The sequence below is a fragment of the Streptomyces sp. NPDC059875 genome (genome assembly GCF_042731085.1).
Classification (GTDB): Bacteria; Actinomycetota; Actinomycetes; order Streptomycetales; family Streptomycetaceae; genus Streptomyces.
This window is the reverse complement of sequence record NZ_JBHWJZ010000059.1, coordinates 1-13,618: the sequence shown is the minus strand read 5'-3', so window position 1 is coordinate 13,618 and position 13,618 is coordinate 1. Positions and strand designations below refer to the sequence as shown.

The window sequence follows — 13,618 nt, the reverse complement described above, 5'->3', positions numbered from 1 at the left end:
CCCCCGGTCTCGTCAGAGTTTCGGGAGGGGGGTCCCCCCGGACGGAGTCTGGGGGAGGGTGGGGTGGGGGAGATCCCCCCGCCCCACAGCGTCAGCGGCGGTCCGACAGCTCGTCGTACACGCTCAAGACGTGCGCGATCGTCTCGTCCTCCGTCGGCCACGTGCCCGCCTGCACCCGCCCCGCCGCCGCCAGGTCCATCCGCCGGTCCACGTCCGCCAGCAACCCCCGCACTGCCTCCGCCAGCGCCTCCGCGTCCCCCCACGGCACCAACTCCGCCGCGTTCCCCACCAGTTCCGGCACCCCGCCCACCGCCGTCGCGACCAGCGGAACACCGAGCCGCAGCGCCTCCTGCGCCAGCGGCGAGCGTGCCTCCCACCGGGACGTCAGGACCGCCACGTCCGCCGCGGCCAGCAGCTCCGCCACGTCGTCCCGGCTGCCGATCAGCCGGACCGCCAGGCCCTCGGCCTCGATCCGCCGCTGCAGCGCCGCCCGCTCCCGCCCCTCCCCCGCGATCACAAGGAGCGGCTGCGGGTCCAGTTCCCGCCACACCCGCGCCGCGTCGAGCAGCATCCCGTATCCGCGCTCGGGGACCAGCGCGCCGACCGCCATCAGCAACGGCCGGTCCACCGCACCCAGTTCCGCCCGCGCTTTCCCGTCGTGCAGACAGACCGGCGCCCGCGACGCGGGCACCGTCACCGGCGCGAGCCGGGCGTCCCGCGCGCCGCGCCGCCGCGCGCGGTCGACGAGTTCGGAGGAGGTGCCGAGGACAACGGCCGCCGCCCGCACGGTCCTTCGCTCGAGCAGCCGCAACAGCCCGCCCCGCGCACCCTCCACATGGTTACGGGTGTGCCAGGTCGTCACGAGCGACGGCGTCGCCCGTACGCCACCCGACAGCGCGAGCATCGCCCGCACCGAGGCGTGCAGCCCGTGCGCGTGCACGACGTCCGCGCCGATGCAGGCATTACGGAGCGCGGCGACCGTCGCGGGGTCGTTGCGGCGCGGGACGGGCACGAAGTGCGCGCCGGCGCCGATGAAGTCGTAGGCGCGGTCGAGTTCGGCCGGGGCGCACACGGTCACCCGCACGCCCCTCGCCACCAGCCCCGAGGCAAGTGATCTGACGTGAGCGCTGCTGCCCGCGCTGCCGCCGCCCAGCACTTGGACCGTACGGAGCTGTGTCACGGGCCCAAGGATGCCAGCCCGTACGCACGTTCCGGCACCGAAGCCGCGTCGTTCCTGGGTTCGCGCCCTCAACTCGCCGGGCGGGATCACTCACATGGGTGAGCGCGCGGGGGCGCTCAGCTGCTCTCCGTACGCCGCCGCGGCGATGAGCCCCGCCGCGTGGACGGCGAGTCCGAACCGCCCGTTCCCGGCGGCGATCGCGCTGCCGACGGCCGCGCCGAGCGCGTGCGCGCCCGTGTCACCGAGCATCGTGCGCTCACCGAGGTCGTCGGCGAGGACGGCGGCCGCGGCGCCCATCGGCGCGGCGGCGAGCGAACCGCGCAGCAGTCCGGGCGCGCCGAGCGCCAGTACCGTCAACGCGGCGCGTCCGGGGGCCACGTCCACGAGGTTGACGAAATGCGCGGTCCCCGCGATCACGACACCCGCCAGGACCTTGTCCACCGGACGCTCCTTCAGCAGCGCCCCGGCCACGAGGCCGGCCGCGCCGATCCCGAGGAGCTTCACGGCGCCGCTGGTGACCTCGCCCCGGCGCAGGGCCCCGAGGTGCGCCCGGAACCCGCGCCGCTCGTCACCGCGCAGATCGTCGTACGCCCCGCAGGCGCCGGCGGCGAGGACGGCGAAGGCGGCCGGCCCTCCCCCAGGCTTCGGCCGGGCGGACCCCCCTCTCGCTGCGCTCGCGACGGCCAGCGCGGTCCCGACGGCGGTCGCGGGCCCGGCGTACAGATCGACGCTCCGCCCGGCGCGGTTCTCCCGCCGCCACCCCTCGTCATCCCGACGCCGCAACCCGGCATACACGGCCCGACTCACACCCGCGGCCACCACGAACGCCCCGACCCTGCCCAGCTTCCCGATCACGGCCCCAGCCTAGGCGGGCGAACGCCGCCGGAGAGGAGCGGGTCGTCCGATGCCGGGCGGAGCGCTCGTCACCGGCCGGGAGCCGTACGGCCGGAACTGAGCCGCAACCGCCCCTCGCACCACGGCGGCCGCCCAGCGACCGAGGGCCCGCAGCCCGGGCTCGTTGGCGGCTCAGGGCGAAGCGCCTTGCCCCCGCAGGCGGCTCGCCAGTTCCGGTCGTCAAGCCGACGCCCTCCGTCCCGCCCGGCCGCCCGCCGTCAGGCCGGTGCCCGCCACCCGTCAGGCGTCCGCCCGTGCCGTCGCCAGGAGCTCCTCCGCGTGCGCCCGTGCCGTCTCCGAGTCCTCCTGGCCGGCCAGCATCCGCGACAGTTCGCGGACCCGGTCCTCGCCCTCAAGGACGGTGACGCCGGACCGGGTCACGGACCCGTCGTTCGTCTTCTCCACCAGCAGCTGCCGGTCGGCGAACGCCGCGACCTGCGGCAGGTGCGTGACGACCACGACCTGCGCGGACTTGGCGAGTTTGGCGAGGCGGCGGCCGATCTCCACGGCCGCCTTGCCGCCGACGCCCGCGTCGACCTCGTCGAAGAGGTACGTCGGCACGGGGTCCACACCGGCGAAGACGACCTCGACGGCCAGCATCACCCGGGACAGCTCACCACCGGACGCGCCCTTCGCGATCGGCCGCGGCGGCGCGCCCGGGTGCGGGGCGAGCAGCAGCTCCACCTCGTCGGCGCCGGCAGGCCCGTACGCCACGGTCCGGCCGCCGACCTCGACGCCCTCGGGATCCTCGGTCTGCCGGATGTCGAACGACACGCGCGCGTGAGGCATGGCCAGCGAGGCCAGTTCGGCGGTGACGGCGTCGGCGAACCGCGCCGCCGCCTCCGTACGGGCGTCGGTGAGCGCCTGCGCGAGCGCCGACAGTTCGGTCCGCAGCGCGTCCCGCTCGGCCGTCAGCTCGCCGATCCGGTCGTCGTCGCCCTCCAGCTCGGTGAGCCGGGCCGCGCTCTCCTGTGCCCAGGCGAGGACGGCGGAGACGTCCGCGCCGTACTTCCGGGTGAGCTGGGTCAGCGCCGCGCGCCGCTCCTCGACGGCCGCGAGCCGGCGCGGGTCGGCGTCCAGGTTGTCGGCGTATCCGGCCAGCTCGCCGGCCACGTCGGCGAGCAGGATGGAGATCTCCCCCATCCGGTCCGCGAGCGCGGCGAGCGCCGGATCGTGCGACCGTACGGCTTCCAGTGCCCGCCCCGCGCCCGCGACCAGGGTCGTCGCGTCGACGGCCTCCGGGTCCTCGGGCTGCCCGGCGAGCGCCGCGTGCGCCAGGGCGGCGGCGGAGGCGAGGGCCTCGGCGTGCCCGAGCCGCTCCGCCTCCGCGGCCAGCTCGGTGTCCTCCCCGGCCCGCGGCTCGACGGCCTCGATCTCGCCGAGTCCGAAGCGCAGCAGATCGGCCTCCTGGGCCCGCTCCCGCGCACGCGTGGTGATCTCGTCGAGCTCGGCGACGACGGCCCGCAGCCGCCGGTAGGCCTCCCCGTACGCGGCGAGCGGTACGGCGACCGCGTCGCCCGCGTAGCGGTCCAGGGCCCCGCGCTGGCGGGCCGGCTTGAGCAGGCCCTGCTGGTCGGTCTGGCCGTGCACGGCGACGAGTTCGTCGGCGAGCTCGGCGAGCAGGCCCACGGGCACGGAGCGCCCGCCGAGATGGGCGCGCGAGCGCCCCTCGGCCGAGATCGTCCGGCTGACGAGCAGCGCGCCGTCGTCGAGCTCGGCGCCCGCCTCCGCCGCCCGTGCGGCGGCTCCCGCCCCCGCGGGCAGCGTGATCCGCCCCTCGACGACGGCCGAGCCCGCGCCGATCCGCACCAGGGCCGGGTCGGCGCGTCCGCCGAGCAGCAGCCCCAGGCTCGTCACGACCATGGTCTTGCCCGCACCGGTCTCACCCGTCACCGCGGTGAAACCGGGCGACAGCTCGACAACAGCGTCGTCGATGACCCCGAGCGACCGTATCCGCATCTCCTCCAGCACGGGGAAGACCTTACGAGGTCGAGGCCCGGCTGTGCGACGGCCCCTGCCGGAACGGTACGAACACACAGGTCGGGGAGGCGGTTGTCACCCGTGGGGGTGGGTGGCCAGGGGCCGCCCCGCGCCTCAGTGCGGCGCGCCGCGCCACCCCGAGACCGGCAGGGCGAACTTCGCCACCAGACGGTCCGTGAACGAGGCGTGGTGCAGCCTCGCCAGCCGTACGGGAACCTCCCCGCGCCGCACCTCCACCCGTGCGCCCGACGGGAGTTCCACCGTCCGCCGTCCGTCGCACCACAGCACCCCGTGCGGGGTGTGCGGCTCGACCTCCACGGTGAGCACCGATTCCGGCGTCGTCACGAGCGGCTTCGCGAACAGCGCGTGGGCCCCGATCGGGACCATCAGCAGCGCCTCGACCTCGGGCCAGATCACCGGTCCGCCCGCCGAGAAGGCGTACGCCGTCGAGCCCGTGGGGGTCGCGCAGATCACCCCGTCGCAGCCGAATCCGGTGACCGGCCGGCCGTCGATCGCGAGGACGACCTCCAGCATCCGTTCCGGGGAGACCTTCTGCACGGCGGCTTCGTTCAGCGCCCAGTCCCGGTGCAGTACGTCACCGTTCTCGTACACGACGACGTCGAGGGTCATCCGCTCCTCGACCTCGTAGGCGCGCGTGACGACCCGGTCGACGACCTTGTCGAGGTCGTCGCGCTCGGCCTCGGCGAGGAAGCCGACGCGCCCCAGGTTGACTCCGAGCATCGGCACGCCGGACGCCCGGGAGAACTCGGAGCCGCGCAGCAGCGTCCCGTCGCCGCCGAGGACGACCAGCAGCTCACAGCCCTCCAGCGCGTCGGAGCAGGCTTCCGGCACCGTCTCCACGGACGGCGGCAGCGGCAGGTCGGCCGCCTCCGCCTCCAGGACGCGGACGCCGATCCCGCTGCGCAGCAGCCCGAGGACGACGAGTTCGGCGCTGCGCACGGCGGCCGGTCGGCCGGTGTGCGCGAGCAGGAAAACGGTGCGCTGTGCTGCTGTCGTTGAGCTCAACGAGGTCCCTCCGCCACGGCGCGGTCGACATCCGCCGGATCGAGCGCGGGCGCCCCTGCCCGCAGCCACAGAAAGTACTCGACGTTGCCGGACGGTCCGGGCAGCGGGCTGGCCGTCACGCCCAGCACCCCGAGCCCGAGCTCGGCGGCCTGCCGCGCCACGTTCTTCACCGCGTCGGCCCGCAGCTCCGTGCTGCGCACCACTCCCCCCGTACCGAGCCGCTCCTTGCCCACCTCGAACTGCGGCTTGACCATCAGCACGAGGTCCGCGTCGGGGGCGGTGCAACGCACCAGGGCGGGCAGCACGAGACCGAGCGGGATGAAGGAGAGGTCGCCGACGACGAGGTCGACCGGCGTTCCGTCGATCGCCTCGAGCGTCAACTCGCGCACGTTCGTACGGTCCTTCACGGTGACCCGGTCGTCGCTCTGCAGCGACCAGGCGAGCTGTCCGTAGCCGACGTCGACCGCGACGACGTGCGCGGCGCCGGCCCTCAGCAGGACGTCGGTGAAGCCGCCGGTCGACGCGCCCGCGTCGAGGGCCCGCCGTCCTTCGACCTTCAGGCCCTGCGGTACGAAGGCGGCGAAGGCGCCGGCGAGCTTGTGGCCGCCGCGCGAGACGTAGTCGGGGTCCGCGTCGTCCTGGGAGACGACGATGGCCGCGGCGGTCTCGACCTGGGTGGCGGGCTTCGTCGCCACGGTCTTGCCGACGGTCACGCGCCCCGCGGCGATCAGCTGGCTGGCGTGCTCGCGCGAGCGGGCGAGCTTGCGGCGTACCAGCTCGGCATCCAGACGGCGGCGTGCCACTCCTGCCACGTTCGGTTCAGCTCCTGTGATTGTTCGGCGGCGCCGGATGAGTCGGCGGTGTCGGTCCGGGGCGGACGACGTCGAGCGAGGTCAGCTCGTCGCGCAGCCCACGGTGTACATCCTCGTACACCTCCAGGTGTCCGTCCGCCGGGAGGTGGTCCGCGTCGGCAAGCCGCTCCAGGAGGGCGTCCACGGCGGGACGCCCGGTGGGGGCGCGCTCCACGCCCAGCGGCGCGGGCGCGGCGGGCTCGTACGCCGCCTCCTCGTCCGGGTCCGGCGTCACATCCGTCACGTCGCTCATGCCCCGACGCTATCGCGAAGCCCTGGGGTACGGTCGATCACGATGGCCACGATCGAGGAGTGCCGCAGCGCACTCGACAAACTTTCGGACAATCTCATGCGAGCCGACGGCGAGGTACGCAGCGCCGCCGCGCTCGACCGCACCCTGAGCTGCCACATCAAGGATCTGGACACGACGTTCACCGGCCGTCTCGCGGGCGGCCGGATCGAGGTCCAGGACACGGTGGCGGGCCCGCCGCCGACCAGGGCGCAGATCCGTCTGGCGATGACGGGTGACGACCTGGTGGCGATGGTGAACGGGGAGCTGAACTTCGCGAAGGCCTGGGCCTCCGGCCGGGTCGGGCTGGAGGCCGGCTTCCGCGATCTTCTCAAGCTTCGCTCACTTCTGTAGCGCGGGCTGCGCGGGCTCCTGCTCCGTCCGCCGGTTCTCGGCCCGCGTCTTCCGCGCCGCGGGCACCACGAGCGGCGTCCCCGTCTCGGGGTCGTCGATGACCTGGCAGCGCAGCCCGAAGACCCGCTCCACCAGCTCGGCCGTCACGACCTCGGCCGGCGGGCCCTCGGCGACCACCTCGCCGCCGCGGACGGCGATGAGGTGGGTGGCGTACCGGGCCGCGTGGTTCAGGTCGTGCAGGACGGCGACCAGGGTGCGGCCCTGGGTCTCGTGCAGCTCGGCACACAGGTCGAGGACGTCGATCTGGTGCTGGATGTCGAGGAAGGTCGTGGGCTCGTCGAGCAGCAGCAGCGGGGTCTGCTGGGCGAGTGCCATCGCGATCCAGACCCGCTGGCGCTGGCCGCCGGACAGCTCGTCCACGTAGCGCTCGGCCAGCTCGGCGACGCCGGTCGCGGCCATCGACTCCTGGACGATCCGCTCGTCCTCCGCGGACCACTGGCGCAGCAGCCCCTGGTGCGGGTAGCGGCCGCGGGCCACCAGGTCGGCGACCGTGATGCCGTCGGGGGCGATGGAGGACTGGGGCAGCAGCCCGAGGGTCTTGGCGACCTTCTTGGCCGGCATGGTGTGGATGGTCTGCCCGTCGAGGAGCACCCGCCCCTGGGAGGGCTTGAGCATCCGGGACAGGGCCCGCAGGAGCGTCGACTTGCCGCAGGCGTTGGGCCCGACGATGACCGTGAAGGAGTTGTCGGGGATCGCGACGGACAGGTCGCGGGCGATGATCCGCTGGTCGTAGGCGAGGGTGACCGACTCCGCGCTGAGCCGCTGGGTCCGACGGTCCATGGAGGTGCTCCTGGGGTTCTTCTCGTTCGATTCCGTCATATCCGTCCCGCCTTGCGTTCGGTGACGAGCAGCCACAGCAGATAGCAGCCGCCGAGGATGCCGGTGACGACGCCGACGGGCAGCTGCCGGTCGCCGAAGGCGTTGGTCGCGGTCCAGTCCGCGACGAGCAGCAGCGCGGAGCCCATGAGGGCGGAGGCGCCGAGGTTGGGGCCGGGCGAGCGGGTCAGCCGGCGGGCCAGCTGGGGCGCGCTGAGCGACACGAAGACGATGGGTCCGGCGGCGGCGGTGGCGACGGCGACGAGCAGCACGGCGGAGCCCATCAGCACGATGCGGGTCCGCTCGACCTTCACTCCGAGGGCGTACGCGGCGTCGTCGCCCATCTCCAGCATCCGCAGCGCCCGTCCGTGCCCCAGGACCAGCGGAATCAGGACGCAGCAGACGCCGAACAGCGGCCAGAACTGCTCCCAGTCGCGTCCCTCGAGCGAGCCGGTCATCCACACCGTGGCGCGGGTCGCGTCGACCAGGTTGGCCTTGGTGATGAGGTAGTGGATGACGGCGGTGAGCATGGCGGCCGCGCCGATGCCGACGAGGACGAGGCGGTAGCCGTGGACCCCGCGCTTCCAGGCGAGCAGGTAGATCGCGGCGCCGGTGATCAGGGCGCCGACGACGGCCCCGCCGGCGGCGTCCATGGCGCTGCCCTGGAAGAGCACGATGACGGTGAGCGCGCCGACGGTGGCGCCCTGGCCGAAGCCGATGACGTCGGGGCTGCCGAGCGAGTTGCGGGAGATCGACTGAAAGACGGCGCCGCCGATGCCGAGCGCGGCGCCGACGAAGACGGCGACGAGGACGCGCGGCAGCCGCAGGTCCATGACGGCGAACTCCTGGACGGGGGTGCCGTCGCCGAGGAGGGTGGCGACCACGTCGCCGGGGGCGATGGGGAAGTCTCCGCTGCCGATGAGGACGACGCCGACGGCGAGGGTGAGGACGAGCAGCGCGAGCACGGAGAGCGCGGTACGGGGCTCGTACCGTACGGAGAGTCCCCCGCCGGTCCGTATCGACCTGGCGGTCGCGGCCTTGGTGTTCACAGCTGGGCCATCCTCTTGCGGCGAACGAGATGGATGAAGACGGGTCCGCCGATCAGCGCGGTGACGATGCCGACCTGGAGCTCCGAGGGGCGGGCGACGAGCCGGCCGATCACGTCGGACCCGAGGAGGAGGACGGGCGAGAGGACGGCCGCGTAGGGGAGGATCCAGCGCATGTCGGGGCCGGTGATGGCCCGTACGAGATACGGGACCATCAGCCCGAGGAACATGATCGGCCCGCAGGCGGCGGTCGCGGCGCCGCACATCAGGGTCACGGCCGCCATGGCGACGACGCGGGTGCGGTTGAGGTGGGCGCCGAGCGCGCGGGCGGTGTCGTCGCCCATCTCCATGGCATTGAGGGGCCGAGAGATGAGCAGGGCGAGCACGACGCCGACGAGGATGAACGGCGCGACCCGGCGCACGGTCTCCATGTCGGCGGAGGCGAGCGAGCCGACGGTCCAGAAACGGAGCCGGTCCAGGGCGGCGGAGTCGAGCAGCTGGACGGCGTTGACGTAGCCGTAGAGCGCGGCGGTGGCGGCGGTTCCGGCGAGCGCGAGGCGTACGGGGGTGGAGCTGCGGCTCCCACCGAGGACGTACACGACGACGGAGACGACGCCGGCGCCGACGAACGCGAACCAGACGTAGGCGCCGGCGTCCGTGACCCCGAGGAACGCGATCGCGGAGACGACGGCCGCGGCGGCCCCGGCGTTGACGCCGAGGAGGCCGGGCTCGGCCAGCGGGTTACGGGTGAGGCCCTGCATCACGGCCCCGGAGAGACCGAGGGCGACGCCGACGAGCAGCCCGAGGAGGGTGCGGGGGACGCGGACGTCATGGATGATGACGTCGTTTCCGACACCGGTGTTCTGGAACAGCCCGTGCCACACGTCGTCGAGCGGCACCGGTTTGGCGCCGATCATGATGCTCAGGACACAGACCAGCAGCAGGACCCCGACGGCCACGCCCAACCCGACGGCGCGCACGGAATTCCGGCGCGTCGGCGTCTGGACGGGGCCGGTCGACTCCGCGCTCGCTCGGGAGGAACTCTCGACCAACACGGAGTTAGGTTAGCCTACCCTCTTAACGCTCTTCGATCCCCGTACGCCCCCTGAGCAGCCCGAGCGTGCCCCCGAGCCTCACCTCCAAGCGGAGCAGCCCGAGCATGCCCCCCGAGCCGCCCGAGCCGCCCCCCCCGGACGCACCCCGTCACCACCCCAGGCGCCCCAACGCCTTCCCCGCGTCCAACCCGCAGGCTCCCGCCCCCGCCTCGGACCACGCCGCCCCGCACAAGGCCCGCACTCCGTCGAGCGCGTCCAGTCCGTCTCCTTCGCCCTCGCCCTCCAGCACCAGGGCTCCCCCGCTCACGGACGCCGTCCACCCCCCGCACACGAAGCCCCCGCCGGTCTCCACCACGTCCGGCTGACCCACCAGCAACCCTCGCAGGTCCGCGTCCACGTAGGTCGGCCGGTGCTCCGGCACCGCCGCAAGCAGCTGCGCCACGTCCGTCACCCCCGTCAGCACCAGCAACGAGTCCACGCCCCCGTTGAACGCCCCCTCGATGTCCGTGTCCAGCCGGTCCCCGACCACCAGCGGCCGCTCCGCCCCCGTCCGCAGCACCGTCTCCCGGTGCATCGGCGGCAACGGCTTCCCCGCCACCTTCGGCTCCACGACACCGCCCGTGGCGATCCGTACGACCTCCACCGCCGCACCGTTCCCCGGCCCGATCCCCCGCGCCCCCGGAATCGTCAGGTCCGTGTTCGAGGCGTACCACGGCACCCCGCGCGCCACGGCGTAACTCGCCTCCGCGAACCGCCCCCACGGCAGCTCCGGCCCTCCGTAGCCCTGCACCACCGCCGCCAGACCGTCCTCGTCCGCCGATTCCACCGGCACCAGGCCCCGCTCGCGCAGCGCCACCCGAAGACCCTCCCCGCCGATCACCAACACCCGTGACCCGGCGGGCACTTCGTCGGCGATCAGCCGCGCCACCGCCTGCGCCGACGTGATGACGTCCGCCGCGTCGGCCGGCACCCCCAGCTCGGTCAGATGCGCGGCCACCGCGTCCGGCGTCCGCAGCGCGTTGTTGGTGACGTACGCGAGATGCATCCCACCGGCCCGCGCCGCCCCCAGGGCCTCGACCGCGTACGGGATCGCCTCCCCGCCCGCGTACACCACGCCGTCCAGATCGAGCAGCGCCGTGTCGTACGCCTCGCTCAGCGCCCCCGCGCTCCCACCCGGCCGATTCCTGCCCTGCCGACCCTGGCCGCCGTCACCCATGACCTCGTACTCCTCACATCACTGCGAAACGATCACGCCATTCCCCGTCTCCCCCGATCATCGCCCATTGCCACCGCCCACTTACGATTGCGTAATGAACACCTCAGGTCACGCGGCCGACGACGTCCGCACCGACGGTCTGCACATGGTCCCGTTCCGGGGACTGCGCTACGTCCCCGAACGGGTCGGCAGCCTGGCCGCCGTGACCTCGCCGCCGTACGACGTCGTCGTACGGCCCGACGGACTGCACCACCTCGAGTCCGCCGACCCCCACAACATCGTCCGGCTGATCCTGCCGCAGGCGATCACCGCCGGGACCCGCCACCGCAAGGCCGCCGTCACCCTCGACCGCTGGCTCGCCGACGGCGTCCTCGCCCCGGACCCCGAGCCCGCCCTGTACGTGTACGAGCAGAGCGGTGACGGCATCCTCCAGCGTGGCATCATCGGCGCCCTGGAACTCTCCACCCCAGCCGAGGGCATCGTGCTCCCGCACGAGGACGTGATGCCCCACGTGGTGGAGGACCGGGCCGCGCTCATGCGGACCACGGCCGCCAACCTGGAGCCGCTGCTCCTCACGTACCGGGGCGACGGCAACGGCGCGGCGGAGGTCATCGAGCGCACCGTGCGGCGCGAGCCCCTGCTCGCCACGACCACGGAGGACGGCTTCAGCCACCGCCTCTGGGCGGTCACGGACCCCGCCGAACTCGCGATGGTCTCCGCCGGCCTCGCGGAGCACCAGGCGCTGATCGCCGACGGCCACCACCGCTGGGCGACGTACCTGCGCCTCCGCGAGGAGCACGCGCAGCCCAGCCCGTGGAGCTACGGCCTCGTCCTCCTCATCGACACGGCCCGCTACCCCCTCCGCGTCCGGGCCATCCACCGCCTCCTCAACCGCCTCCCGGTCGCGGACGCGCTCGCGGCTCTCGGCGACGGCTTCCGCGTCCGCCGCGTCGAAGGCCCGTTGTCGACGGCCCTGGAGTCCCTGGAGTCCGCCGCGGCCGACGGCAACGCCTTCCTCCTGGCCGGCGACGGCGCCTTCCACCTCCTCGACCGGCCCGACCCGGAGCTGCTCGCCCGGACGATCCGCAGGGACCGTCCCGAGGCGTGGCGGACCCTGGACGCCACGGTCCTGCACTCCACGCTCCTCGACCACGTCTGGCACATCCCGGACGCCCCCGAGGACATCAGCTACATCCACGACACCGAGGCCGCCGTCGCCCAGGCCGAACGCCGCGGCGGCACGGCGGTGCTCATGCATCCGGTACGGGAGGAAGTCGTACGGGACCTGGCCCGGCAGGGCGTCACCATGCCGCGCAAGTCGACGTCCTTCGGACCGAAGCCGGCGACGGGCCTGGTGCTCAGAAGCCTGGCACTGGACTGAGCACACGAAAAAGGGCGGCACCCCGCAGGGGGTGCCGCCCTTCTTCACACGACGTCAGCCCTTGAGCTCCGTGTCGTCGTCCTCGTCGTCCTCGTCCTCGTCGCCGAGGTCGTCGCCCTCGTCCGCGACGTCCACCTCATCCGTCTCGGCCGCCTCATCCGCCTCGTCGACGGCGTCGGTCTCCGGGACGTCCTCGGACTCGTCCAGCTCGTCGATGGCGTCCACGAACTCGACGCCATCGAGCTCCGCGAGCCGGTCGGAGGCGTCCGTGGCGCCGTCCTTGTCCGATTCCAGCGCCTTGGCGAACCACTCACGGGCCTCGGCCTCACGCCCGGCCGCGAGCAGCGCGTCGGCGTAGGCGTAGCGCAGGCGCGCGGTCCACGGGTGGACGGCGGTGGACGCGAGCTCGGGGCTCTGCAGGGTCACGATGGCGGCGTCGAGCTGCCCCATGTCCCGGCGGGCACCGGCGGCGACGAGCCGCATCTCGACCTGCCCGGCCTTGTCCAGCTTCTGCACCTCGGGCTCACCGGCCATGGCGAGGGCCCGCTCGGGCCGGCCCATGCCGCGCTCGCAGTCGGCCATCACGGGCCACAGCTCGACACCACCGTTCATCCGCCGCGCGGCCCGGAACTCGGCCAGCGCCTCGGAGTACTTCTGCGTCGCGTACGCGGCGAATCCGGCCGCCTCGCGAACGGCGGCGACGCGGGACGCGAGCCGCAGGGCGATACGGGAGTACGCGTACGCCTGCTCCGGGTCCTCGTCGATCAGGTTGGCGACCATGACGAGGTTGCGCGAGACGTCCTCGGCGAGCCCCTTGGGCAGGCTCATGAGCTCCTGGCGCACATCCGGGTCGATCTCCTCGCCGGTGACATCGTCCGGGATGGGCAGCCGCTTGATGGGCGCGCGGTCCGGCCGGTCACGGTCACGGTCGTCCCGACGCCCGTAGCCGCCCCGGTCGTCGCGACCGCGGTACCCACCGCGGCTGTCGTCACGCCGGTCATCACGCCGGAAGCCACCGCCACGGCTGTCGTCACGACGGGGCCCACGGGGACGGTCGTCACGGCGGTCGTCGCGCCGGTCGTCACGGGGACGGTCGTCACGGCGGAGGCCACCACCGCGGCTGTCGTCGCGGCGGTCGTCGCGCGGACGCTCATCGCGCCGGTCGTCACGACGGAAGGCCGGCCGCTCATCGCGACGCTCGTCACGACGGAACGACGGACGATCGTCACGCCGGTCATCGCGACGGAAGCCACCACCACGAGTGTCATCACGGCGATCATCGCGGCGGAAGCCGCCGCCACCGCCACGGTTGTCGTCACGGCGGAAGCCACCACCGCGGTTGTCATCACGGCGGTCGTCGCGCGGACGCTCGTCCCGCCGGTCGTCACGACGGAAGGCCGGCCGCTCATCGCGACGCTCGTCACGACGGAACGACGGACGATCGTCACGCCGGTCATCGCGACGGAAGCC

13 protein-coding genes and 1 pseudogene are annotated in these 13,618 nt (G+C 73.7%); 2 read left to right on the top strand and 12 right to left on the bottom strand.

Annotated elements, in window-relative coordinates:
* Positions 1-91: 91 nt before the first annotated feature.
* From ACFV9D_RS37315 to ACFV9D_RS37290, 6 genes are all read right to left on the bottom strand, one after another.
* Complete coding sequence (locus ACFV9D_RS37315; protein WP_385156989.1) at positions 92-1,180, bottom strand: glycosyltransferase family 4 protein; 1,089 nt, start codon at positions 1,178-1,180, stop codon at positions 92-94.
* Positions 1,181-1,270: 90 nt separating this feature from the next.
* Complete coding sequence (locus ACFV9D_RS37310) at positions 1,271-2,035, bottom strand: hypothetical protein (protein WP_385156986.1); 765 nt, start codon at positions 2,033-2,035, stop codon at positions 1,271-1,273.
* Positions 2,036-2,314: 279 nt separating this feature from the next.
* Entirely contained in the window at positions 2,315-4,033 is a 1,719-nt protein-coding gene (gene recN / locus ACFV9D_RS37305) for a DNA repair protein RecN (protein ID WP_385157020.1), read from the bottom strand.
* Between the two features lie 135 nt (positions 4,034-4,168).
* Positions 4,169-5,080 carry an NAD kinase gene (locus tag ACFV9D_RS37300; protein ID WP_385156983.1) on the bottom strand — a complete coding sequence of 304 codons (912 nt, stop codon included), beginning with the start codon at positions 5,078-5,080 and terminating at the stop codon, positions 4,169-4,171.
* Positions 5,077-5,892 carry a TlyA family RNA methyltransferase gene (locus tag ACFV9D_RS37295; protein ID WP_385156980.1) on the bottom strand — a complete coding sequence of 272 codons (816 nt, stop codon included), beginning with the start codon at positions 5,890-5,892 and terminating at the stop codon, positions 5,077-5,079. The genes ACFV9D_RS37300 and ACFV9D_RS37295 overlap by 4 nt, the downstream gene beginning before the upstream one ends.
* A 7-nt stretch (positions 5,893-5,899) precedes the next feature.
* Entirely contained in the window at positions 5,900-6,184 is a 285-nt protein-coding gene (locus ACFV9D_RS37290) for a hypothetical protein (protein ID WP_385156977.1), read from the bottom strand.
* 42 nt (positions 6,185-6,226) lie between these two features.
* Between ACFV9D_RS37290 and ACFV9D_RS37285 the strand changes: the two genes are divergently transcribed.
* Positions 6,227-6,574 carry an SCP2 sterol-binding domain-containing protein gene (locus tag ACFV9D_RS37285; RefSeq protein WP_385156974.1) on the top strand — a complete coding sequence of 116 codons (348 nt, stop codon included), beginning with the start codon at positions 6,227-6,229 and terminating at the stop codon, positions 6,572-6,574.
* Here ACFV9D_RS37285 and ACFV9D_RS37280 read toward each other — a convergent pair.
* The 4 genes from ACFV9D_RS37280 to ACFV9D_RS37265 all read right to left on the bottom strand — a co-directional run bounded on the left by ACFV9D_RS37280 (position 6,563) and on the right by ACFV9D_RS37265 (position 10,767).
* Positions 6,563-7,414 carry an ABC transporter ATP-binding protein gene (locus tag ACFV9D_RS37280; RefSeq protein WP_385156971.1) on the bottom strand — a complete coding sequence of 284 codons (852 nt, stop codon included), beginning with the start codon at positions 7,412-7,414 and terminating at the stop codon, positions 6,563-6,565. The two genes, ACFV9D_RS37285 and ACFV9D_RS37280, sit on opposite strands and share 12 nt — an antisense overlap.
* Positions 7,415-7,449: 35 nt before the next feature.
* Positions 7,450-8,499 (bottom strand): FecCD family ABC transporter permease, encoded by a 1,050-nt coding sequence (locus tag ACFV9D_RS37275; RefSeq protein WP_385156968.1) that lies wholly within the window; start codon positions 8,497-8,499, stop codon positions 7,450-7,452.
* Positions 8,496-9,551, bottom strand: coding sequence for a FecCD family ABC transporter permease (locus tag ACFV9D_RS37270; RefSeq protein WP_385156965.1), 1,056 nt, complete (start codon positions 9,549-9,551; stop codon positions 8,496-8,498). The genes ACFV9D_RS37275 and ACFV9D_RS37270 overlap by 4 nt, the downstream gene beginning before the upstream one ends.
* Before the next feature lie 148 nt (positions 9,552-9,699).
* Entirely contained in the window at positions 9,700-10,767 is a 1,068-nt protein-coding gene (locus ACFV9D_RS37265) for an HAD hydrolase-like protein (RefSeq protein ID WP_385156962.1), read from the bottom strand.
* 94 nt (positions 10,768-10,861) lie between these two features.
* Here ACFV9D_RS37265 and ACFV9D_RS37260 point away from each other — a divergent pair, with 94 nt between their 5' ends.
* Positions 10,862-12,148 carry a DUF1015 domain-containing protein gene (locus ACFV9D_RS37260; protein ID WP_385156959.1) on the top strand — a complete coding sequence of 429 codons (1,287 nt, stop codon included), beginning with the start codon at positions 10,862-10,864 and terminating at the stop codon, positions 12,146-12,148.
* A gap of 54 nt (positions 12,149-12,202) precedes the next feature.
* Here ACFV9D_RS37260 and ACFV9D_RS37255 read toward each other — a convergent pair whose 3' ends face one another.
* Both ACFV9D_RS37255 and ACFV9D_RS37250 read right to left on the bottom strand, forming a co-directional pair.
* Entirely contained in the window at positions 12,203-12,976 is a 774-nt protein-coding gene (locus ACFV9D_RS37255; protein ID WP_385156957.1) for a tetratricopeptide repeat protein, read from the bottom strand.
* A pseudogene (locus ACFV9D_RS37250) lies at positions 12,973-13,618 on the bottom strand (hypothetical protein); the annotation flags it as partial. The gene ACFV9D_RS37255 and the pseudogene ACFV9D_RS37250, both read right to left, overlap by 4 nt.